This window comes from Pelagibaculum spongiae, assembly GCF_003097315.1.
Taxonomy (GTDB): Bacteria; Pseudomonadota; Gammaproteobacteria; order Enterobacterales; family Pelagibaculaceae; genus Pelagibaculum; species Pelagibaculum spongiae.
Window position 1 is genome coordinate 586,633 of the sequence record NZ_QDDL01000002.1, and the last position, 21,498, is coordinate 608,130.

Genomic DNA, 21,498 nt, shown 5'->3' on the forward strand with positions numbered 1-21,498 from the left:
CCCTAATCAGGGCAAGGATTATCCGATAACAGGCACCATCTTGACCGGTGCCCGGTTTAGTAGCATCTTTACCGCCTAACTGACTGACCAGTCGGAATAAGAGGTTGACAAAAATGTCAGAAGCAAAAACGCCCTTACTAAACACTTCGGACTTTCACTCGTTGTGCAATCAATTTCTAAGCGCTATTCCTCATTCTCAGACACTGGGAATGCAAATAGTTCATGCTGTCAGGAATAGAGTGATCATTAAAATGCCTTGGCGGTATGAAATGGTCGGAAATAGCCAAACAGGTGCATTGGCTGGTGGTGTAATAACAACACTTCTTGATACGGTGTGTGGGTCAGCTGTGTTATGCGCACTTCCAAAACCTGAAGCGTTCGCCACACTCGACCTTAGAATTGATCATATGAAGCCCTCAGAAGGCCACAGAGACATTTTTTGTATGGCCGAGTGCTATCGGCTAACTAATTCAATTGCATTCGTTCGCGGCGTTGCCTATCAAGACGATCCACAAAAACCTATTGCCCATGGCGTTGCCAGCTTTATGCGCGCTTCAAGCAGCAATGGAAATATGGTGAAAACTCGGCAGCAGCCACAAAAACAGCCCGATGAAGCACCTATCGCAACACTGAACAAGGCGCCGGAGTTAAAACAATGAATGCGTTAGAGATTATTCGACAGGTGCAGCAAAACAATGACTTTTCGCCGCTATATCAGCTAATCCCTTATGCCAGCCTGATTGGCATTGAATTTGAACGGCAGCAAGATGCACTTTTATTTCACATGCCGTTCAAAGATGAGAACATTGGTAACAGTGCGTTACCTGCATTGCATGGCGGTGTTTTGGGTGGTTTTATGGAGTTGTCTTCGACGATTCATTTGTTATGGCATATGCAAACCAATAGCTTACCGCGGGTGGTTGATACTTCGGTCGATTATTTGCGTTCTGGGCGGCCTATTACCACTCATGCAAAATGTGAGGTAGTGCGGCATGGGCGGCGAGTTGCCAACGTGATGACTCAGATCTGGCAAGATGATCCGGATAAGCCAATCGCTACCGCTCGCACCCATTACATACTGACACCAGTTGACCAGTAAATTGTTTTGAGCCAATCAAACCTACAAATGGTTTGATAACTCAAATAGCGTTTAGTTATTTACACAGGGCAGACTTTTGTTGAGTCTGCTCTGTTATCACGTTTTTACTAGTTGCTATATCTACGATGCTTATGCCTGCTTTTTATGTTCAGCAATTTGCCTAGCTAATGATTCTTTCATCATCGGGATTAATCTAAAGCCACCAAAAACCAGAATTAGCGCTAAATCTCGTGCTGGTTGTTGCAAGTGCTTTTTACCAAACGCTAAAATCATTAGTGCTTCTAGTGCATGCAATCCGCCAACAATTAAACCTGCCCAACCAATTTTGCTGCCGATGTCTGGCGACATAAATGGCGAGAAACCAACCGCCAACCAAAACAAAACAACAATCCAAAAGAAACGACCGAGTAATTTTCCTGAAGGTTTAAAGAAATCGTGCATCAAGCTTTTACTCCTTGATTAATTAAACCAGAAATTCTGGCTGCCATATTTCGAGTGGCAAGACGAATTGATTGCGCTAAAACCCAGTTTATTTTTCCTGCAATAACATGGGATTTTTTATTTGATAAAGCAGCCATGCCAATTTTAGCAACTTGCGCTGGCTGCATCATTAAAGGTGATTGTGATAATCGTACTGAAGTTATTTCGGATCGTTCAAAAAATTCAGTTTGTACTGGGCCTGGACACAAGGCCGTTACAGTGACACCAGATTTTTTTAACTCATGATGCAATGCAACTGATAAAGACAACACATGCGATTTTGACGCATAATAACCGGCCATGAACGGCCCGCTCTGATAAGCTGCAACCGAAGCAACATTTAAAATTTCACCAGCACTTTTCTCGGCCATTATCTTGCCAATTCGATGGCATAATAATGTTGGCGTAGTTACATTTAAATGCAATTGATTGGTTTCTTTTTGGAAATCATTTGCAACAAATGCTCCAGAAACCCCCATACCGGCATTGTTAATTAATACATCTGGCATTAAATTGTCAGTTTTCAGTTGTTCAAACAAGGTATCTGCAGCATCTGCTTTAGCCAAATCACATGGCAAAACTTGGCAATGACAGTTGTATTTTTTCTGTAACTGCTCAGCTAGTTGTTCAAGCCGCTGGGTATTTCGCGCTACCAGAATAACCTTGTCTCCACGCTGTGCACATAATTCTGCGAATGCTTTTCCAATGCCAGATGAAGCACCGGTAATCAGGGTTGTTTTTATCATTTTTATTTACCTGGTTATTTTAAAAATTTGAGAAATGCTAAATCGTATTAGTAACAAAAGCTGCCTGAGATTCAACGCCGTTTAACTCTGGTTAAATAACCAGCCAGAAACTTGCCCTGCAGAAGTTTGGCGATGTAATTGCCAACCAACGGGCACTACTGGTTGGCCCAGTTCGGTTTCAACTTCGACATAAATCATCGATTTTCCAGTTAACCAACCTTTGTCTTGCAGCAGCTGGCAAGTAGGTTCGGCAAAACCCTTGTGGTAAGGCGGATCGAGCATGACTAAATCAAACTGCTGGCTCGCGGGTTGGTCGAGCCATTTTAAGCAATCTGCTGTGGCGATTTTGGCCTGTGAGCAATTAAGTGTTTTTACATGGCCTTGCAAGGCTTGACTCATTGGGCCAGATGCTTCTACAAACTGGCAATTCGCCACCCCTCGGGATAAAGCTTCAAGCCCTAAAGCACCGCTTCCGGCAAATAAATCTAGGCACTGGGCATTATCCAACTGAAATTGCAGCCAGTTAAACAAAGTTTCTCGTACCCGGTCAGGTGTTGGCCTAACGCCAGGTAATGCCGGAAAGCTCAATTTACGGCCACGCCAGCGGCCAGCAATAATTCGAAGCTGTCCTTGCGACTGATTTTGGGCGCCTTTTGCAGCGCCTCCCTTCAAGGGCTTGCGTTTCATCTCTTACCCGGATCTTCTGGGAATGATAGGATGCGGCATTCTAGTACCTCTGCAACGGACTGTCGCGCCAAACTGGTAGCCAAACTCCGCCTAGGGCACTAAAAAGCTTTATCGGTTGCAAAGCTTGCAACTAAACCATCCATTTACCCAAATTTTTTTACTTGTTGGCTTGGCCAACAATTGCACGGAGCAGTCCCATGTTCGGTTCCGGAAAGGACAAAACAAAGAAAAAAGGTGGTCTGTTTTCCTGGTTTAGAAAAGACAAACCAGAGCAAGCCCCTGAGCCAATCGCTGAAGTAGAAGCAGCCGTTGAAGCGTCACCAGAAATTACTTCTGTTGATGCTCTACCTGTTGAAACAGCGGTTGATACTCAAATTGAAAATCAGCCAGCTGAAGCCATTCATTCTGATAATGATGATCATCAAATTCAGGATACGGTACTTCTCAAAGCAGCAGCTGAACAGCAACAGCTTGAAGAACTCGAATCAGAAGATGAAACCATCGAACTGACTCGCGCCGATATTCAAAGCATCGAATCTTCGGTCGGCGATTTGCGGGATATGTTTGCTCCAGCAACCGAGCAGGCAGAGCCTTCTTCAATCGAATTACCAGCAGGTACTGAGTCAGAAATTGAAGAGATTGAAATTGCCGCATTGCCTTTGGTTGCCGGTGAGTCTCGCGATAACGAGCTAACCCGAAAAGTTGCTGAACAAGCCGCAGCTGAACAAGCCGCAGCCGAGCAAGCAGCAGCCGAACAAGCAGCAGCTGAACAAGCCGCAGCCGAACAAGCAGCAGCCGAGCAAGCAGCAGCCGAGCAAGCCGCAGCCGAACAAGCAGCAGCCGAGCAAGCAGCAGCTGAACAAGCCGCAGCTGAACAAGCCGCAGCCGAGCAAGCAGCAGCCGAGCAAGCAGCAGCCGAGCAAGCCGCAGCCGAACAAGCAGCAGCCGAACAAGCAGCAGCCGAGCAAGCAGCAGCTGAACAAGCAGCAGCTGAACAAGCCGCAGCCGAGCAAGCCGCAGCCGAGCAAGCCGCAGCCGAACAAGCAGCAGCCGAGCAAGCAGCAGCCGAGCAAGCCGCAGCCGAACAAGCAGCAGCCGAGCAAAAAAAGCCTAAAAAACGTGGCTTTTTTGGTCGATTAAAAGATGGTTTAAGCCGCACTCGCGCCAACCTTGCAGAAGGCTTGGCCAGCGTAGTGATGGGCAAGCGCAAGATCGATGATGATCTATTGGAAGAAATCGAAACCCAACTGCTAACCGCAGATATTGGTGTCGATGCCACGATGGATATCATCAGTCAGCTGACTAAAAAAGTAGCGCGCAACGAGCTGAAAGATGCCGAAGCCTTGATGAATACTCTCAAGCAGTTACTGCAAGAGATTATCGAGCCAGTATCTCAGCCATTGGAAATTGATAGCAGCTTGAAGCCGCATGTGATTTTAATGGTCGGCATTAATGGTGCGGGTAAAACCACCACCATCGGCAAAATGGCCAAGCGTTTCCAAAGCGAAGGCAAGTCAGTCATGTTGGCTGCCGGCGATACCTTCCGCGCCGCCGCTGTTGAACAGTTACAGGTGTGGGGCGAGCGAAACAATGTACCGGTTGTGGCTCAGCAGACTGGTGCCGATTCCGCTTCAGTTTGTTTTGATGCGCTACAGTCAGCCAAGTCGAAGGGAATCGATGTTCTGATCTGCGATACGGCCGGTCGCTTGCACACTCAATCGAATTTGATGGAAGAATTAAAGAAAATCCACCGAGTTTTGGGTAAACAAGATGGCGGCGCACCGCATGAAGTGATGTTAGTCCTCGATTCAGGTATCGGTCAGAATGCGATCAATCAAGCAGAGCAATTCCATAAATCTGTTGGGGTAACCGGTTTAACCTTAACCAAGCTTGATGGCACCGCTAAAGGCGGTATTGTATTTGCGATCGCCAAAAAAATGGGCTTGCCGATTCGCTTTATTGGCGTAGGTGAAACCATTGAAGATCTTCGCCCCTTCAAGGCCGATGAGTTTGTTGAGGCATTGTTTGAAGGCACTGAAATAAGAACCGAAGAAGAAACCACTTAATGATCGAGTTTCAACAGGTAAGCAAGAGTTATCCCGGCGGCTATCAGGCGCTGAATAATGTCAGCTTCGCCCTGGAAAATGGTGAAATGGCTTTTGTCACGGGCCATTCTGGGGCAGGTAAATCAACTCTGTTGAAACTGGTCTGTTTGATCGAGCGACCCACCAGCGGCACCTTGCTGGTGGGCGGTTATAACCTGAGCAAAATCACCGACCGGCAGATACCATCGTTACGACGGCAAATTGGTATGATTTTTCAAAATCATAAACTGCTTAATGACCGCTCGGTATTCGACAATGTCGCTCTGCCTTTGGTTATTGAAGGTTTAAACCAGAAAGAAATTGGCCGGCGCACCCGAGCTGCCTTAGATAAAGTTGGCTTGTTGAGTAAAGAAAAATACTCACCTTCAACCCTTTCTGGTGGTGAACAACAACGAGTCGGCATTGCCCGCGCAGTGGTTAGCAAACCACCGGTGCTATTGGCTGACGAACCTACCGGCAACCTTGACCCTGGGCTTTCGGCAGAAATCATGCAGCTGTTTCAGGAGTTCAACCGAGTCGGTGTTAGCGTGTTAATCGCAAGCCACGATTTGGCCTTAATTGAAACGCTACCTTGTCGTCAGTTAGTGCTCAGCCAAGGCAGTATTATCACTCCAGATCAAATCGGCTCTGTTGATACCGGCACGAATACTACCAACGATACTTCCGGCCAAATTAGCAATCAGCAGGCGGTCTTATGAGTAAACTAGACAACTCAAAAGGTCGATCTGCCACCACATTTGCTAGCCAACCAGAACCTAGCAAAGCGGACGCTAAGAAAACCGAAGCTAAAAAAGATTCACACCGTGGTGCCAGCCTACAAAAGCATGGGCTGATTTCTCGCTTGAAAGGCTGGGGCAACGCCCACGGCCAGGCAGCATTTTCTAGCCTTGGCGATCTCTGGCGTCATCCAGTGTCAGCATTAATGACCTTGCTGGTACTTGGCGTTGCACTTTCGTTACCCGGTGCATTTCACCTTCTACTGAAAAATACCGGCGCAGCAACCACTGACTGGCAACAGAGCGCAAAAATTTCTATCTACCTGAAAAGCTATGTCAGCGACAACGCCGCTGAAAAGCTCAGTTTAAAACTGGCTAGCCGACCAGATATTTTTAGTGCTGAATTCACCAGCGCCCAACAATCGCTAGAAAGTTTTAAACAAGAGTCAGGCTTGGCCGATGCATTGGCGATTCTCGACCACAATCCACTGCCCGGTTTAATTACCATTCAACCAGCAAATACCAGCAATTTAGCGGCGGCTGAAAAGCTAAAGTCTGATTTGGCACTACTCAATCCAGTTGACCGAATTCAACTCGACCAGCAATGGCTGATGCGTTTGAACTCGATTATTGAAGTGGCGCGTCGTTCTGGGTTGGTGCTAGGGGTACTTTTATCGCTGGCGGTGTTACTGGTGATCGGCAATACCATTAGGCTGTTGATCATGAACCGTCGTGAAGAAATTGAGATCATTAAATTGATCGGTGCTAGCGATGCTTTCCTGCGCCGACCATTTTTATACAGTGGCATTTGGTACGGACTAGGCGGCGCGATTATCGCCTGGCTAGCGGTTCATATCTCACTGCTATGGCTCGATGGCCCAGCAGCAGCACTGGCGAGTTTGTATGCATCCAGTTTTAGTTTGCAGGGACTTAACTTTGCAGAAACTGTGAAATTACTTCTCACCGGTGGCGGTTTAGGGCTAATTGGCGCATGGTTAGCTGTCAGACGTCATCTTAAAGAAATCCAGCCTAGCTAAGCTTTTGCAGGTCGTTTCAATCATCTTCGATGCAAAAATGGAATCGAACTTACCGCAAGGGAACCGTGACATAAACTGGCAGTCTTAGAAGTCGGGTGCTAGAATCCCGACGCTTAGCGTTTAAGAACTGGTAAAAATCAGGAGCGCATTATTACCATGAAACCAAATCTTCCAGCATTAGCCTTTTCGGTCCCGAAGGGTAGCCTCGAAGCCTATATCCAGCATGTAAACCAAGTGCCGGTTTTAACACTGGAGGAAGAGCAGTCTCTGTCTCGTCGCTTAGTTGCCGACGAAGATATCGATGCTGCCCGCCAATTAATTCTTTCCCACCTGCGTTTTGTAGTCCATGTAGCTCGCGGTTATTCCGGCTATGGCTTGGCACAATCTGATCTGGTTCAGGAAGGTAATGTTGGCCTGATGAAAGCGGTTAAGCGTTTCGACCCAGACCATGGGGTACGTTTAGTTTCTTTCGCGGTTCACTGGATTAAGGCGGAAATTCACGAATTTATTTTGCGTAACTGGCGCATTGTTAAGGTGGCAACCACCAAGGCACAGCGGAAATTATTCTTTAATCTGCGCTCCAGTAAGAAACGTTTGGGCTGGTTTACCCATAAAGAAGTTCAAATCGTTGCAGAAACCTTAGGTGTTCAACCAAAAACCGTTCTAGAAATGGAACAGCGCATGGCGGCGGTTGATGCTGGCTTTGATGGCTACGGCGATGATGGCGACGACGACTCTTATGCCTATGCACCGTCTCAATGGTTAGGCGACCAATCTGAAGATCCTGCGTTACGTGCTGAACACGACGACTTGGAATCTCAGAATAACAACGCACTCATCTCAGCCATGAAAGCATTGGATGAGCGTAGCCAAGACATTTTGACCAGCCGTTGGTTGCAAGATAAGAAAGCTACCTTGCATGAATTAGCTGACAAATATGGCGTATCTGCTGAGCGTATTCGCCAGTTAGAAAAGAATGCGATGAAGAAAATTAGAGTGGCAATGCAGCCTGCATAAACCCGTCTACTTAATCACAAATTAAAAAAACCGGTAATCGAAAGATTACCGGTTTTTTTCTAGACTAGGTTACAAAGGAGTTTTACATACTTATAGAAGGATCTATGCCATGCCTGGTATTCCTGCCAATCTATTATCTGATCCAAGCGTCCTTAGCCATATTATAAAATTTCTAGATCATGTATCGATTGCAAAGCTTGGCGCCACATCAAAGTCTATAAGAGCATCCATAAAACCTGCAATGCTGGCATGCTTCAGTGATTACACGCTTGAACCTGATCACTATAAACACCTTGAATATTTCAATGCATCTACAGAAAATTTTTCTACAGAGACAACCAGAGCTTTATATCTAAAAAACCAATTCACCAAACGATTTTCTAAAAACAAGTTTTGTATCTGTTTTGAATCTGTTGAGCACCATGAACCTAAGATTTTTATTAACAAGAAAGCCGCTTTTTTTTCTGCGATAAAAATTGGCACAACATATCAACTTCTTAAAACTCCGCTCGAGCATGAAAGCCAAGTTGTACTCTATTCTGACTATCCAATCCACATGAGTTTCGTTGAAAAATTTAATCTGCTATTTGCTTCGTTGGGGAATGGACAACTAATTAAACATGACTTAGAAAAAAACAAAACAAAAAAAATAAAATATGACAACGAAATGTCTGATATTGTTCTGATAAGAGTTAATAATCCTGATTCTGATTCCCAGATACTAGTTTTAGTAGCTGATAAACAAGGGAAGATATTAATACTAAAAGGAAAATATATGGAGCAAAGAAATTATTTAGATCTTTGTTCCATACCAACCGAAATTTCTTTTAGCGATGAGATTGTCGGAATTTTATATATGAAAAATGATACTCTTAGCTACATTGAATCCTCGCAAGATACATCTCTAGAATACGAAATTCCATTCAAAGATTTTATGCTAGAACAGTATGGCAGAACTACTCTACTGGCAAAAAAAAGCACTTTACTGGCATACTCCGCAGCAGATGCAGCAAATACTTTTGGAAAAAAACTAGAAACTACTTCTGATTTGCCATTACAAAAATCCTTGTGCAATTTTTATCTTGATGAAGAACTCGACCTGAAGAGCAAGATAACTTGTTTGACCACACCAAAACCTGGATATTCTAATGATCGATTTCTTGAGTATTGTGTAGGAACGATCTCGGGCGAAATATCCATGAAAATCAGCCCCAAAAATTCCATTCTAAATCAGAGAGATTCTGATGCAGAAGATTGGGGAGAAGCAGCAGATGAAAGACTTAACTCAAAATATTACATTGAAACAATGCATGGTTCAATTTATAGAATATCAATTGACGATACAAAGACATTAGTTGCTGTTTGTTGCATTAAAAATATCATGTCAATCTGGTCAATAGAACATAGAATTTTTATTAGAAAAATACATACTTCAGGGCATGTCTTCGATATTAAATTTATGAATAATTTAAAGCTCGTAGCGATACAATATAGAGATCGTCTTGAAATACATAAAACATTTATGGATACTGAAAGCTGGTTGACAACTGATGCCGAGCCTGGATTTATTCGTCATGAAGATCGCGACATTTATTATCCAGCTCAAAGCAGTTTTGATAGTGATGATGGAGATTACTTTTCTGCTTCTGAAAACTAGGCATCTATATTTTAATTCGTTATTTTCACGATCATCGCATCAGTTTTTTGTATTGTTTGATTACCAGCAACCCTCAGATTATTAATGGTTATTTCAAGATTATAAAAAAGCCCGCCATATAGCGGGCTTTTTTTTGCGCAATCCGTTTAAGTGAAAAAAGCACTAGCCGAATATACTAGCGCTTTACTTATTCAATTATGCAGAAGCTTCAGCAGCTTCTAATTGCTTAACTTTTTTACCGTTATACATTCTTAATGCGGTAGACATTACCAGACCAAGAACACTAAACCCTAAAATAATCATAAATGCCATTTCAAAGCCTTTAGCACCTGGATTTGCATCCAAGATACGACCAATTAATGGTGACAAGAAAGCGTCCGGTGCCATACCAATGGTACAAATAAAGCCGATAAATGCACCGGTATATTCCATTGGAACTTTACATTCTTCAATCGTTGCAAAGTAAACACCACGCAGTGCTGCAACACTAATGCCAAGGAATACCAACAAAGCGATAAACACAGTATGGTTGCCAGCACCGATTGTTAAAATACCGACCCATACGATACATAACAGGCCAAATGCCCAGCTTAGTACGCGAGATGGCGAGTTAACTTTATCAGTAATAATGCCCAGTAGAGGTGCAAAAATTGGCTTGATTGCATAGCTGCGCATAAAGCCAAGCATAATAACTAGGCCACCGCTAATTCCAAGAATGTTTTTCATGTATGGCGTGGTGTAATGTTGGCCACCATTAGTTGCCATAATTGCCATCACCATAAAGCCAATAATCCAAGCCTGAGGCATGCGAACTACCACACCTAGGTTTTTAATCAGGTCTCTATTGTCTTTAGTTGGTGCGGTATCCTCGAATTGGAACCAGGTCAATACTGCCGCAATAATATTGGTGACAGAATAAGTCAGAATAACTGCTTGTAAGCCAGCTTCTGGGCTATCGAATACTGAGAATAATAAACCTGCAATCGCAGAAACCATTGTGATGGAAAGTGCGCGACCGCCTTCTAAGAAGCCGAACAAACGTCCCTGTACTTCAGAGTCACCCAAAGAACGAGTCAATTTAATGTACGATGCCCAGAAAATTAAGGTATGTGCAACACCCCAAACAAAGTGCAAGCCCATGCCTACTTCGTATGACGGTAATGTAGAGTAAATAAATCCACAAACACCGGTTAAGATATAACTAGCAACCAGTACTTTTCTCGCAGATAATTTATCTGCAACAATACCGCCCACCAGATATAGAACCATGGTAGTTAAACCATACAAGCCCATCATATCGCCGAACTGGGTATTGGTTAAACCCATGCCTTCTACAATTTGGTCATAAAACATGCCGCGCATATATACCAGCATGTAAATATTACCACCACCCAAGCATAACGTTGCCAGCTTGAACATCATCTTTTGGTCAAACAGCCCTGTGCGAGCTTTTGAACTAGTCATCGAATCCCCCAAAGATTCAAAAGTTAAGTGCCTGAAAACTCAACTACAGCTCAACCAACATCGAAAATCAGCTATGCTAAACCGCAGTTTTTGAGTTAACTTTCTTTTCTGGCACTAATGTTTTCAATAAAATCCGTAAATATTCTTTTACAAACCAAGTTATCATCCACCATCATTTCTGGATGAAATTGATAGCCAGAAATATATTTTTCAGCATCAATGTGTTCGATTGCTTCAATAATTTTATCTTCTGAATAGGCTGATACTTTCAGATCTTTAGCCAGCTTATCAATCGCCTGATAATGAAAAGAATTAACAAGTGCCGAGTCAGAACCAGCGATATCAAAAAATCTTGTTTTTTCTAAAATCTCAATAGAATGAGCTGCATATTTCATAGGCGTATCCCCCGCCCAATGCCCTGCAGAGCCTTCTACTTCTTTATGAAGATTGAAATACAAGTCACCGCCAAAGAATACATTTAGCTGTTGCATTCCCCGGCAAATACCCATAATTGGTTTGTTTTCTTTTATGAAAGCTCTAATTAGCTCATGTTCCCAATAATCACGCAGAGGATACAAATAATCGGTATGCTCAGAAATTTTACTTCCACATAACAATGGATAAATATTGCTTTCACCACCTGTTATTACCAGGCCATCCAGTGTTTTTGCGATAGTTTCTGCATGTTCTTTAGGAGAGTGCATAATTTGTAAAAGCAGCGGTGTTGCACCAGCAGCACTTATGGCGTGACCATAACCACTATTAATCTTTGACTGTAGGCCTCTCAGATACCCGCTTTCATCTATTGTAATTCCAATAATTGGTTTCACTTAAAAATCCTGAACATAAAAGTTGCTTAAATCATATGGGATAGAAATATGATCCGGGTCACGATGCCATGAACTTAAATATAAGACGTCCCACAACATACTCACAATCCGATATTACAGGCATAACAAGTTTCACTCTTGACAGCAGTCAATCAAATTTATCATAAATAGAAGCATTTAATTGATTTAACTTATTTTCTAAGAACAAAAAAAACCACCATAGAAAACTATGGTGGCAAAGTTTGTTACAACGGGTCGAAATAAAAAGTTAATGCTATTTACTATTCATTATTTCAATAATCATCTTATCAGTCTCTTGCATCGCATTGCTTGCAATCAGCCCGATATTATCGATACTTTTTTCAATACACTGTTCAATAATGCCTTCATTGCATGTGACGCGAATACCATCAATTGCCATCAGTGCGGCTTTCACCGCTGACGACGCTGACGTGGATACTTTTAAAGAACAACCGGTTTTAGCACCATCACAGAAAATACCTGATACATCACCGAACATATTAAAAATAGCATTTTCTACTTCTGGTAATTTTCCGCCTAGTAGCCAGGCAATAGCTGCACTAGAGCCAGTACCAGCAGTCGTTGCCGCACACAATGCAGATAGTGAATTTAAATGAGATTTAATATGAATTGATGATAAGTGGCTCAGTATTAATGCTCGAGTTAACTGCTCTTCGGTTGCATTAATCTTTTCGGCAACCGCAACGACCGGCATGGTTGCTGCAATACCTTGATTACCACTGCCAGAATTACTCATTGCAGGTAGCATCGCACCATCCATACGCGCATCAGATGCCGCAGATGAACGCATCATCGCCGATATTGCTAAATCATCACTTAACCAACCCTTAGTAATATTTTTCTGCATGGTTCTACCCACTTGCAGTCCATATTCTTTATTAAGTCCGTCATCAGATAATGCTTTGTTTAATTCAGCAGATTGATTAATGAATTGCAATTTATCTAAATCTGCAGTAGTTGCGAACTGGTAAATATCTGCAATAGACAATACTGGGTTATTTGAAGTAGTCGAGCCAAAACCACTGGCACCATTCTGTTCTGAAAATACAATTTTGTCGTTTAATTGCTTTAGTGTGACTTGCGTATGGTCATCTTTAATAATGACGCGCGCCTTATCGTCACCGGAATAAGCAATGACTTCGGAATATAATACCGAATCAGTTTCTTTAACAGAAATTGTAACTTTACCGTCTAGAACCATCTGCTTGGCAGAGGCTAGAAGCACTTCATTTACACTGGATAAAACCTGTAAACCTTGTTGTGAGTCACCACCTAGCGCGCCCAATGCAGCAGCAATCGGCAAGCCGACTTCACCGGTTCCCGGAATGCCAACACCCATTCCATTTTTCAATAGGTTGCCGCTAACATATATTTCCAGTATTTCAGGCGTTTTACCGAGTAACTCTGCAGCATAAGCAGCAGCCAGCGCGGTCGAGACAGGCTCGGTACAACCCAGTGCGGGCAGTACTTTCTGCTTCAACAATGCAATATAGCCGTTCCAAGTCTCATGCCACATAGGTTTTTTCTCGGTCTTCATCAAAATCTGCAAACAATTTTAGCCAAAGCACTTCAGAAAAATCTGCTTAAATATTGCTTGATCATCGCAATCAAACAGAAAATAATTCTTTAAAACCACTATAAATAAGAAAAATTTACTCTAACAAGATAAACACACAAAAAACGCTAAAAACACACATTATAAAGATGCAGCTAGATGGAATGATATTCGATCGTAATTTTTTCTGAAGAATGAAACAAAACCTATGTGCTTACCCAATAAAATCACTCATGACTCAAATCAAAACTTTTATTTTCAAAGGCCATAGGATAAAAATTATTTTCTATAGCTTTTATTTAAAAATAGTTAAAGACTTGATCAGACATGAAAAAATAATTAATTAAGAATTAGCACCTGAAGCTATCAGGCCATATTCTCACAGCACTTCTTTTGTCGATTTACTTTCACATCTGGTCAACTGCCAATCAACAAAGCTGATAACGGAAGTATTCCCCAAGATATTATTGCTCAATCTTATCAAGCATTAGAAAACTTAAACGCTGTGCTGGCGGTGGCGGTGGCGGTGGCGGCTTAACAAGTATTTAAAAACAAACTGTTTTTTATCTAATATCGAAGACTTTGCGGCGTTCAATACTGTGTATAACGAGTATTTTCAGGAAAAGTACCCGGCAAGAAGCTGCTTTGCTGTTAAAACTTTGCCGCTAGGCGTCAAAGCTGAAATCGAAGCCATCACACATAAAAGTTAGATAGGCCGTAAGAGATCAGCGACCTCCCGGAAACTGGTCTCTTACTTTTATAAGGTGCTACTTAGATCAAAAGATCCTCTTAAAATGCTTTTTTTCGAATAAAACTAGAATAACATTCTGACAAATAGCCGATTTAAGAAGTTTTTTACCATGGATAGCAAAGATAAGAAAATTCTTGCCTCACTTCAGCAAGACTGCACCTTGTCGCTAAATGCATTGGCTGAGCAGGTCGATCTGTCACCTAGCCCTTGCTGGAAACGTGTACAAAAACTCAAGGAAAGCGGTGTCATTAAGCAGCAAGTTGCTTTGATTGATCAGGATAAGGTCGATTTGCCACTGTCTGTTTTTGTTCAGGTGAAAAGTGGTAATCACACTGAAAAGTGGATGAACAATTTTTCTGACAAGGCAAGTAACTTCAAAGAAGTGGTTGAGCTCTACCGAATGGCAGGCGACTGGGACTATATGATGCGAGTGGTGGTTCAGGATATTCACGCTTTCGACCGCTTCTATAAAAAACTGATCAAGGCGATTCCCGATTTAACCAAGGTATCTTCCAGCTTTGCTATGGAGCAAATGAAATACACCACGGCGCTGCCTTTGTAATTTCAAACTAACCCACCCTTTCTTGCGCCAACTTTTCAGCGCGAAGTTCACCTTCAAACTCGGCCTCTTCGGCCAATTGGCACAGCTGTGCTGAGTCGGAAGATTGTGGGTTTAGAGTGCAAGGTAATGATTCTTGCTCGGCAGCTTCTTGCTGCTCTTCCAGCAATGGTGCTTTGACCACCATCGGTACTTCGGCCAGTTTGTTTTCCAGACTGGTGATATGCCGCATTGCCAATACCATAGCGATAATAGCAAAGATAATGCCACCGATTGCTTGGCCTGCTAACACGCCATATGCACCTGCCATCTGCGAGCCAATTACTACAAATGGAATGGTGCCTAGCGTTGCTCTCGCCCAGTTTAACCCTGTTGACCAGGTCGCTTTACCCAAATTATTAAATGCCGCATTCGAGACAAACAAAAACGCATTAAACAGAAAACTGATCGCAATATAGCTACAGAAAAATTGCACTAGTTGCGCCGCATTTCCTTGGGCATTGAACAAGCCTGCAATTTGGTCTTGCAGTAGCAATAACAAGATCGAGACAGAGACAATATAAATACCAGAAAATAGATAAGCATCTTTCAAACTCTGGCGAACTCTCGGCATTAAATTAGCACCAAAGTTTTGGCCAATGATTGGGCCAATCGCCCCAGACAGTGCAAACACCACACCAAAAGAAACCGGAATCAACCGTCCAACAATTGCATAACCCGCAACAAAGCCATCGCCATATTCAGCAATTGAACGGGTGACAAATGCCGAGCTAATCGGTGTTGCCAAATTGGTCGCCATTGCTGGTAGCGCCACTTTTAGGATAAAGGGTAAATCTCTTTGGAAATGTGCCGGAATAAATCTACCAATTAAGCCGTGCTTAACCACCACGCCATAAGCCGATACCAGCATCATGGTCAGTCGTGCTAATACTGATGCAATGGCCGCACCTTCTATCCCCATCGAGAAAGCAAAGATAAACACCGGATCTAACATGGCATTCACCGCACCGCCGGCCAATGATGAGTTCATCGACAACTTGGCATCACCAACTGCGCGTAATCCGGCACCAAAACTCATTGCCAGCGCTAAAAGCGGCATGGAAGGAATGATGATTTTCAGATAAGACTCGGCCAGTCGGTGCACTTCACCTTGGGCACCCACCCATGAAAGTAGCTGTGGAATCATCAGCCAAGTCACTAATGCCACCAAGCAGCTAACGATAATTGCCAAGGCAACCGCATTAATCATTAACCGGTTGGCTTTACCTCGATTACGCTCACCCAATGCCCGAGAAACTGTGGCAGTGGTTGCGATGGATAAACCAATACTGATTGAAGTGGTTAAGAATAATATGGTTGAAGCGTAACCAACTGCTGCGGCTAGAAAGTCTTCACCCAACAAACTGAGAAAAAACAGATCCAGCATATCGACCAAAAATAGCGTTGTAAGACCCATCGCTCCGCTCATGCTCATGGCAATAACATGGCGCATGGTCGAACCTTGTACAAAACGAGGTTGGGTCAAAATACGGCTCCGATGACTAAGATAAAAAATGACTTTAAAACTGATAGGTTGTTCATAGTTAAATCCAATCAGATAACGCTTTCCTGATGGTTTTCAGCTAAGATTGATGGTGCAGTTCAGCAGGTTGAAACCTTGGAAACTAGGCATCGAAATATTTGTCTCTGACAATTAGGCCTAGCTAAGTTGAACACTGCCAACCAGAGATGCGGATCATAACAGCCGCCGCCACATCGAGACATATTTATGACCCTGACAGAACTGAAATACATCGTCGCCGTTGCCAGAGAAGCGCATTTTGGTCGCGCAGCAGAAGCCTGCTTTGTCAGCCAGCCCACCTTGAGTGTAGCGGTGAAAAAACTGGAAGAAGAGCTGGGTATTACGCTATTTGAACGTGGTAAAAGCGAAGTCAGAATTACCGATATTGGCGAGCGAATTGTTGAACAAGCCGCCCGAGTATTATCTGAGAGTGAAAACATCAAACAGATCGCTTTTACTGCTAAAGATCCACTGGCAGGCCCATTACGTTTAGGTGCCATCTACACCATTGGGCCATATATTTTACCTAGCCTAATTCCCAATCTGCGTGCCATGGCACCGCAAATGCCGATGATTCTGCAAGAAGATTTTACTGCTAATTTGCGGGTGAAACTGCGCCGTGGTGAGCTGGACGTCATTTTGATTGCTCTGCCATTTGAAGAGCAAGGCGTAGAAGTGATGCCGCTGTACCAAGAGCCCTTTGAGGCACTATTGCCGCAAGATCACAGCCTGTGCAAAAAAGAGTTGGTTAACGCTGAAGATATGAGCAAAGAAAACTTATTACTGCTCGGTGAAGGCCATTGCTTCCGTGATCAGGTATTAGAAGTTTGCCCTAGCCGACAAGTGCTCGATAGCACCCATACCAAAGTTGAAGGCACTTCGCTAGAAACCCTGCGTCATATGGTTGCTTCTGGCATGGGCGTGACAATTTTGCCAAGTTCTGCGTTGGGCGAAGGCCAGTACGATACCAATTTGTTAGTGGCTCGACCTTTCTGCGACCCTAAGCCTAGCCGAGTCGTTGCACTAGCATGGCGAAGTAGTTTTCCACGACCACAAGCCATCGAAGTAGTTCGCAAGGCCATTTTACAATGTGAGCCGATTGCCGACTTAAAAACGGCTAGCTAGCAGTGATGCTTCTTTAAAAGATAAATTCCGTCTCTGGAAATCGTCGCGCCGGCATCCTGGCAGATAATTGCTCCCGGCATTATCTGCATTCCTCACATCCATGTGAGTTCCTCCTTGCGGTATACATTCCATCCCTGGAAATAAAACGCCAAACTGAAATCAGTTTGGCGTTTTTTAATTCAATTTAGCTTCGCGCTTGAGTGCTTTAACTCTTGGGAACAATGCCATGAATTAAAATATCCATCACACCCCGGGCAAAGCCTTGTGAGTCTTTAGCAAAATCTAGCCCAGTCATTGCATTGAGTGCCGACTTACTCTGGAAGAAAAACATATTGCTACTGACCATTAAGGTAGCTAGCAATGCAGGGTCGATATCTTCTCGCAATAATCCAGCTTGCTGGCCAGCCGTCAGTAATTTAATAAAGCGAATAAAGCGAATATCAAACTGAGCAATAACCTTTTCTGCCGGTACGTTAGCAGCCGATAAACCTGCTCGACCAAGCTCTCGGGTCATTAAACGCGTGCTATCAGGATTTTGCTCCAGCGATGCTAAAAACCCGCAGTGCAGTAGGGTAATTCGCTCTTCAAAAGTCGAATTTTCTGGAATAGGCGTGCTATCCATAACGTCTGAAGCACTCTCACAGGCCATTTCTAGCACCGCTAGATAGAGCGCTTCTTTGTTGGAAAAATGGTGAAAAATATTGGCTTTGCTAACACCTGCCTCAGTGGCTAGTCGGTTCATCGAGACACCTGCATAACCTTCACGGGCAAACATTTGGGTCGCGGTTTGAAGAATCGCTCTGGCGCCCAGGCTATCTGGTCTGTTTTGACTCATCGCTTCATATAGAAAAAGATCAATTCAGCCAGATTAGCCCAAGCACACTCAAGCAACAAACACTTGTGACCAATGGTTTTATCTATAGCGTGAATTATGAGACTTCCTCTGGGTAGCTTTAAGGCTGGCATGGGCTCGACTAGTTCGCTTAACACGGGATGCTTTCATCAGCTGTCCATCACCAGATGCTGAGTCAATTGAAATACCAGTGGCGGGGGCGCGATTCCTTCTAGGCATGGGTATAATCCTTTACAGCAGATACAACGAGACAGCCTTTTAATCATTGTTTTAGACAGTTAAAACGCGATTCAAGCTATCCCACTCCCTGTAAAAATTAGTTAAGAACCATAGCGGGCAATGATAGAAATCTCACAAAACAGCGGTTTACTTAATCCATCCGACCAATGCTATTTTTCTGGTTGTCCGATGTGGCAACACAGTCAATGGGATGGCAGCCTGTGCAGCCCCGGCATCCATCAACAAAAAATGTTGTACGAATACAGCCGAGCATTTAATTCAGTCGAAGGCAATACCACCTTTTATGCCACGCCGACTAAAGAACGGGTGAAAGGCTGGGCCGATCTCACCCCTACCGGTTTTCAGTTTTGTTTTAAATTTCCACAGCAGATTACCCACCATCTGATGTTGGCCGGTAGCCAAAGAGAAACCGAGCAGTTTCTCGATGTCATGGGCACGATTGAAGATCGGTTAGGCAGTTTTCTGATTCAGCTACCGCCGGGCTTTTCTCCACAACAGATCGACCTGTTAGCAGGTTACCTTGACCGACTTCCCAAATCTTTTCGCTATGCTGTGGAGGTACGCCATTTGCGCTTTTTTACTAATACTAATGATTCGCATCTTCTTGATCAGACACTGAGCTCTCGGGGTATTGATCGAGTATGCTTCGACAGCCGGGCCTTGTTCAGCATGCCCGCTGAACTAGCAAAAGCAGATCTGTTAATCGCTGATGCCTTTGCTAAAAAGCCCCGGTTACCGGTGAAACCCAGAGCGATTGCCAAACGCCCAATGGTGCGTTTGATCGGCTTACTCACACCGCAACAAAATCTGCCGTGGCTAGAACAATGGGCCGACAAATTCGCCTTGTGGATAACTCAAGGTCGTCAGCCCTATATCTTTTTGCACACCCCAGATAACCGACTGGCACCTCAGATGTGCCGGGAATTTCATAAGCTGCTGCAACAACGATTGCCGCAGTTAGCTGCATTACCTGAATGGCCGGGCGAAGGCTTTCCCAGCCAACAAGGTTTGCTATAGCATTTGCTGTCACTTTATGGCGTATCGACACCATGTCGAACGTTATTACTGGAGAAAAATATGGCCCACGTTAGATTTGACGATCTGGTTCCACTGCACATTGCAGTTTTAACCGTTAGCGATACCCGTACTTTGGAAAACGACACCTCTGGCCAGTATCTGGTCGATCAGCTGCAAGAAGCCGGCCATAAATTGGTGGATCGAGCGATCATACAAGATGACGTTTACCAGCTACGTGCCAAGGTATCTGCCTGGATTGCCGATGAAAATGTTCAGGTTGTATTAATGACCGGTGGCACCGGCTTTACTGCTCGCGACAATACGCCACAGGCAATGCGCCCATTATTCGATAGCGAAATTCAGGGTTTTGGTGAATTATTCCGCCAGCTGTCTTACGACGATATCGGCAGCTCAACTATTCAGTCTCGCTCGGTAGCTGGATTTGCTAACGGCTCGGTGATTTTTTGTATGCCAGGTTCTACTGGTGCCTGCCGCTTGGGCTGGACAAAAATTCTAAAAGAGCAATTAGACAGTCGTCACAAGCCATGTAATTTCGTTCCTCAGCTGAAATTGTTTGATAACCAGGAAGCAATGAAATGTCAGAGCCGCGGTTAGATTCAACCTCAAAATCAGCCAATGAAACTGCTGGCGGCGGTGATTGTGATTGCAGCCGCTTTGAAAAGCCCGGCGGATTAATGCCAGTTGCCAAGGCACTGGAATTATTGCTGTGTGCCGCCAAACCTGTGACCGACACAGAATCTATTCCTTTGTCTCAAGCATTGGATCGGGTATTAGCCAAAACGATTCATTCACCGATCGCTGTTCCACCAGCCGATAACAGTGCAATGGACGGCTATGCTCTGAATACCGAAGACACAGGGTCAGCAGCTGCAACCTTGCCGATTAGTCAGCGTATTCCAGCGGGGCATGCACCTAAGCAATTAAAGCCAGGTACTGCCGCACGTATTTTCACTGGCGCACCTGTACCTCTCGGCGCAAATGCCGTGGTGATGCAAGAGCAGTGTGTTGCTACCGAAGGTCTGGTGACTCTGCCTGCAGACATTCGTCCCGGTCAAAATGTTCGTCCTGCCGGACAGGACATTCAGCCAGGCGCTTTGGCACTAGAAGCCGGGCAACGACTTCGCGGACAAGAATTGGGCTTTTTAGCCTCGCTGGGTGTTTCTCAAGTTGAAGTATTCCGCAAACTGAAAATTGCCGTGATCTCCACGGGTGATGAACTGGTTGAGCCGGGAACCGCTTTAGCCGCCGGAAAAATTTACAATTCCAATCGCTACACCTTAATGGGGTTAATCCAGCGATTAGGCATGGATTATATCGATTGCGGCGTAGTTCCTGACGATCGCCAAGCAACTATTGAAGCTTTCTCTGCTGCTGCAAAAACGGCTGACGTAGTAATTACTTCTGGCGGCGTATCGGTCGGTGAAGAAGATCACGTAAAAGCAGTAGTCGAACAACTCGGCCGATTGGATATGTGGAAACTGTGTATTAAACCGGGCAAGCCATTAAGCTTCGGTGAAATTAACGGCACACCATTCCTTGGCTTACCGGGCAACCCGGCTGCAGTGCTGGTGACTTTCTGCGTATTGGGCACCAGTTATTTACGCAAACTGTCTGGCGAAAATGTTAAACCGCCAGCGGCACGTAAAATGATTGCAGACTTTGAATGGCTAAAAGCCGGCAAGCGCCAAGAATATTTACGCGCACGCATCGGTGAAAAAGGTATTGAGAGTTATCCAAACCAAAGCTCAGGCATGTTGTCATCAGCTTGCTGGGCCGATGGTTTAGCTGTCGTACCGGTCGATAGCACTGTTGCTAAAGGCGATATGGTTGAATTTTATTCTTTTGCAGATTTATTGGGGTAGACATTGGGATAGGTATTGAGATAATTTTTCTTTCAATATCGTCTCAAATAAAGACGCCCTGATTATTCAGGGCG

22 protein-coding genes are annotated in these 21,498 nt (G+C 44.2%); 13 read left to right on the top strand and 9 right to left on the bottom strand.

Annotation, left to right across the window (positions count from 1 at the left end; all coding sequences use genetic code 11):
• The first annotated feature begins 113 nt into the window (after window positions 1–113).
• Together DC094_RS08610 and DC094_RS08615 are read left to right on the top strand one after the other, a co-directional pair.
• Window positions 114–659 carry a PaaI family thioesterase gene (locus tag DC094_RS08610; protein WP_116686704.1) on the top strand — a complete coding sequence of 182 codons (546 nt, stop codon included), beginning with the start codon at window positions 114–116 and terminating at the stop codon, window positions 657–659.
• Window positions 656–1,099 (top strand): PaaI family thioesterase, encoded by a 444-nt coding sequence (locus DC094_RS08615; RefSeq protein WP_116686705.1) that lies wholly within the window; start codon window positions 656–658, stop codon window positions 1,097–1,099. Before DC094_RS08610 ends, DC094_RS08615 begins: the two co-directional genes overlap by 4 nt.
• A 129-nt stretch (window positions 1,100–1,228) precedes the next feature.
• On the opposite strand, the gene DC094_RS08620 is transcribed toward DC094_RS08615, so the two are convergent.
• From DC094_RS08620 to rsmD, 3 genes are all read right to left on the bottom strand, one after another.
• Entirely contained in the window at window positions 1,229–1,540 is a 312-nt protein-coding gene (locus DC094_RS08620) for a hypothetical protein (RefSeq protein ID WP_116686706.1), read from the bottom strand.
• Entirely contained in the window at window positions 1,540–2,325 is a 786-nt protein-coding gene (locus tag DC094_RS08625; protein ID WP_116686707.1) for an SDR family NAD(P)-dependent oxidoreductase, read from the bottom strand. The genes DC094_RS08620 and DC094_RS08625 overlap by 1 nt, the downstream gene beginning before the upstream one ends.
• Before the next feature lie 81 nt (window positions 2,326–2,406).
• Window positions 2,407–3,012 carry a 16S rRNA (guanine(966)-N(2))-methyltransferase RsmD gene (gene rsmD, locus DC094_RS08630; protein ID WP_116686708.1) on the bottom strand — a complete coding sequence of 202 codons (606 nt, stop codon included), beginning with the start codon at window positions 3,010–3,012 and terminating at the stop codon, window positions 2,407–2,409.
• A gap of 197 nt (window positions 3,013–3,209) precedes the next feature.
• Here rsmD and ftsY point away from each other — a divergent pair, with 197 nt between their 5' ends.
• The 5 genes from ftsY to DC094_RS08655 all read left to right on the top strand — a co-directional run bounded on the left by ftsY (window position 3,210) and on the right by DC094_RS08655 (window position 9,544).
• Window positions 3,210–5,078, top strand: a complete 1,869-nt coding sequence (gene ftsY / locus DC094_RS22845) for a signal recognition particle-docking protein FtsY (protein WP_116686709.1) — start codon at window positions 3,210–3,212, stop codon at window positions 5,076–5,078.
• The gene (gene ftsE, locus DC094_RS08640; protein ID WP_116686710.1) at window positions 5,078–5,815 is read left to right on the top strand and encodes a cell division ATP-binding protein FtsE; all 738 of its coding nucleotides are present in this window, start codon (window positions 5,078–5,080) and stop codon (window positions 5,813–5,815) included. Before ftsY ends, ftsE begins: the two co-directional genes overlap by 1 nt.
• Window positions 5,812–6,870 (top strand): permease-like cell division protein FtsX, encoded by a 1,059-nt coding sequence (gene ftsX, locus DC094_RS08645; RefSeq protein WP_116686711.1) that lies wholly within the window; start codon window positions 5,812–5,814, stop codon window positions 6,868–6,870. Before ftsE ends, ftsX begins: the two co-directional genes overlap by 4 nt.
• Window positions 6,871–7,026: 156 nt before the next feature.
• Entirely contained in the window at window positions 7,027–7,887 is an 861-nt protein-coding gene (gene rpoH, locus DC094_RS08650; RefSeq protein ID WP_116686712.1) for an RNA polymerase sigma factor RpoH, read from the top strand.
• A gap of 109 nt (window positions 7,888–7,996) precedes the next feature.
• On the top strand, window positions 7,997–9,544 hold the full coding sequence (locus tag DC094_RS08655; protein WP_116686713.1) for a hypothetical protein: 1,548 nt from the start codon (window positions 7,997–7,999) through the stop codon (window positions 9,542–9,544).
• 195 nt (window positions 9,545–9,739) lie between these two features.
• Here the strand turns inward: DC094_RS08655 and DC094_RS08660 are convergent, their stop codons facing one another.
• The 3 genes from DC094_RS08660 to DC094_RS08670 form a co-directional block, all read right to left on the bottom strand.
• Entirely contained in the window at window positions 9,740–11,008 is a 1,269-nt protein-coding gene (locus tag DC094_RS08660) for an MFS transporter (RefSeq protein WP_116686714.1), read from the bottom strand.
• Between the two features lie 95 nt (window positions 11,009–11,103).
• Entirely contained in the window at window positions 11,104–11,838 is a 735-nt protein-coding gene (locus DC094_RS08665; RefSeq protein WP_116686715.1) for a gamma-glutamyl-gamma-aminobutyrate hydrolase family protein, read from the bottom strand.
• Between the two features lie 274 nt (window positions 11,839–12,112).
• Window positions 12,113–13,417, bottom strand: a complete 1,305-nt coding sequence (locus tag DC094_RS08670; protein ID WP_241503996.1) for an L-cysteine desulfidase family protein — start codon at window positions 13,415–13,417, stop codon at window positions 12,113–12,115.
• Between the two features lie 521 nt (window positions 13,418–13,938).
• Between DC094_RS08670 and DC094_RS22850 the strand changes: the two genes are divergently transcribed.
• On the top strand, window positions 13,939–14,145 hold the full coding sequence (locus DC094_RS22850) for a Rid family hydrolase (RefSeq protein ID WP_206605617.1): 207 nt from the start codon (window positions 13,939–13,941) through the stop codon (window positions 14,143–14,145).
• A gap of 150 nt (window positions 14,146–14,295) precedes the next feature.
• On the top strand, window positions 14,296–14,748 hold the full coding sequence (locus DC094_RS08680; RefSeq protein WP_116686716.1) for an Lrp/AsnC family transcriptional regulator: 453 nt from the start codon (window positions 14,296–14,298) through the stop codon (window positions 14,746–14,748).
• Between the two features lie 7 nt (window positions 14,749–14,755).
• Here DC094_RS08680 and DC094_RS08685 read toward each other — a convergent pair whose 3' ends face one another.
• Window positions 14,756–16,270: an MATE family efflux transporter gene (locus tag DC094_RS08685; protein ID WP_116686717.1), complete on the bottom strand. Its 1,515-nt coding sequence runs from the start codon at window positions 16,268–16,270 to the stop codon at window positions 14,756–14,758.
• Window positions 16,271–16,513: 243 nt separating this feature from the next.
• Between DC094_RS08685 and DC094_RS08690 the strand changes: the two genes are divergently transcribed.
• On the top strand, window positions 16,514–17,431 hold the full coding sequence (locus DC094_RS08690; RefSeq protein ID WP_116686718.1) for a hydrogen peroxide-inducible genes activator: 918 nt from the start codon (window positions 16,514–16,516) through the stop codon (window positions 17,429–17,431).
• A 205-nt stretch (window positions 17,432–17,636) separates the two neighbouring features.
• Here the strand turns inward: DC094_RS08690 and DC094_RS08695 are convergent, their stop codons facing one another.
• A complete protein-coding gene (locus DC094_RS08695; RefSeq protein WP_116686719.1) occupies window positions 17,637–18,266 on the bottom strand; it encodes a TetR/AcrR family transcriptional regulator in 630 nt (209 codons plus the stop codon).
• 78 nt (window positions 18,267–18,344) lie between these two features.
• Entirely contained in the window at window positions 18,345–18,503 is a 159-nt protein-coding gene (locus tag DC094_RS22090; protein ID WP_158527269.1) for a hypothetical protein, read from the bottom strand.
• A 189-nt stretch (window positions 18,504–18,692) separates the two neighbouring features.
• Here DC094_RS22090 and DC094_RS08700 point away from each other — a divergent pair, with 189 nt between their 5' ends.
• The 3 genes from DC094_RS08700 to DC094_RS08710 are packed head-to-tail and all read left to right on the top strand — an operon-like array spanning window position 18,693 to window position 21,424.
• Window positions 18,693–19,541, top strand: coding sequence for a DUF72 domain-containing protein (locus DC094_RS08700; protein WP_158527270.1), 849 nt, complete (start codon window positions 18,693–18,695; stop codon window positions 19,539–19,541).
• 60 nt (window positions 19,542–19,601) lie between these two features.
• Window positions 19,602–20,156, top strand: a complete 555-nt coding sequence (gene moaB, locus DC094_RS08705; protein ID WP_116686721.1) for a molybdenum cofactor biosynthesis protein B — start codon at window positions 19,602–19,604, stop codon at window positions 20,154–20,156.
• Entirely contained in the window at window positions 20,138–21,424 is a 1,287-nt protein-coding gene (locus DC094_RS08710; RefSeq protein WP_116686722.1) for a molybdopterin molybdotransferase MoeA, read from the top strand. The genes moaB and DC094_RS08710 overlap by 19 nt, the downstream gene beginning before the upstream one ends.
• Window positions 21,425–21,498: the final 74 nt, after the last annotated feature.

Bases quoted from the DNA above. Each gene is read 5' to 3' on its own strand.
- DC094_RS08610 (WP_116686704.1), top strand. From the start codon at position 114: ATGTCAGAAGCAAAAACGCCCTTACTAAACACTTCGGACTTTCACTCG.
- DC094_RS08710 (WP_116686722.1), top strand. From the start codon at position 20,138: ATGTCAGAGCCGCGGTTAGATTCAACCTCAAAATCAGCCAATGAAACT.
- DC094_RS22090 (WP_158527269.1), bottom strand. From the start codon at position 18,503: ATGCCTAGAAGGAATCGCGCCCCCGCCACTGGTATTTCAATTGACTCA.
- DC094_RS08690 (WP_116686718.1), top strand. From the start codon at position 16,514: ATGACCCTGACAGAACTGAAATACATCGTCGCCGTTGCCAGAGAAGCG.
- ftsX (WP_116686711.1), top strand. From the start codon at position 5,812: ATGAGTAAACTAGACAACTCAAAAGGTCGATCTGCCACCACATTTGCT.
- ftsE (WP_116686710.1), top strand. From the start codon at position 5,078: ATGATCGAGTTTCAACAGGTAAGCAAGAGTTATCCCGGCGGCTATCAG.
- DC094_RS08700 (WP_158527270.1), top strand. From the start codon at position 18,693: ATGTGGCAACACAGTCAATGGGATGGCAGCCTGTGCAGCCCCGGCATC.
- DC094_RS08615 (WP_116686705.1), top strand. From the start codon at position 656: ATGAATGCGTTAGAGATTATTCGACAGGTGCAGCAAAACAATGACTTT.
- rpoH (WP_116686712.1), top strand. From the start codon at position 7,027: ATGAAACCAAATCTTCCAGCATTAGCCTTTTCGGTCCCGAAGGGTAGC.
- DC094_RS08670 (WP_241503996.1), bottom strand. From the start codon at position 13,417: ATGAAGACCGAGAAAAAACCTATGTGGCATGAGACTTGGAACGGCTAT.
- DC094_RS08655 (WP_116686713.1), top strand. From the start codon at position 7,997: ATGCCTGGTATTCCTGCCAATCTATTATCTGATCCAAGCGTCCTTAGC.
- DC094_RS08620 (WP_116686706.1), bottom strand. From the start codon at position 1,540: ATGCACGATTTCTTTAAACCTTCAGGAAAATTACTCGGTCGTTTCTTT.
- moaB (WP_116686721.1), top strand. From the start codon at position 19,602: ATGGCCCACGTTAGATTTGACGATCTGGTTCCACTGCACATTGCAGTT.
- DC094_RS08660 (WP_116686714.1), bottom strand. From the start codon at position 11,008: ATGACTAGTTCAAAAGCTCGCACAGGGCTGTTTGACCAAAAGATGATG.
- DC094_RS08695 (WP_116686719.1), bottom strand. From the start codon at position 18,266: ATGAGTCAAAACAGACCAGATAGCCTGGGCGCCAGAGCGATTCTTCAA.
- DC094_RS08625 (WP_116686707.1), bottom strand. From the start codon at position 2,325: ATGATAAAAACAACCCTGATTACCGGTGCTTCATCTGGCATTGGAAAA.
- DC094_RS08680 (WP_116686716.1), top strand. From the start codon at position 14,296: ATGGATAGCAAAGATAAGAAAATTCTTGCCTCACTTCAGCAAGACTGC.
- ftsY (WP_116686709.1), top strand. From the start codon at position 3,210: ATGTTCGGTTCCGGAAAGGACAAAACAAAGAAAAAAGGTGGTCTGTTT.
- rsmD (WP_116686708.1), bottom strand. From the start codon at position 3,012: ATGAAACGCAAGCCCTTGAAGGGAGGCGCTGCAAAAGGCGCCCAAAAT.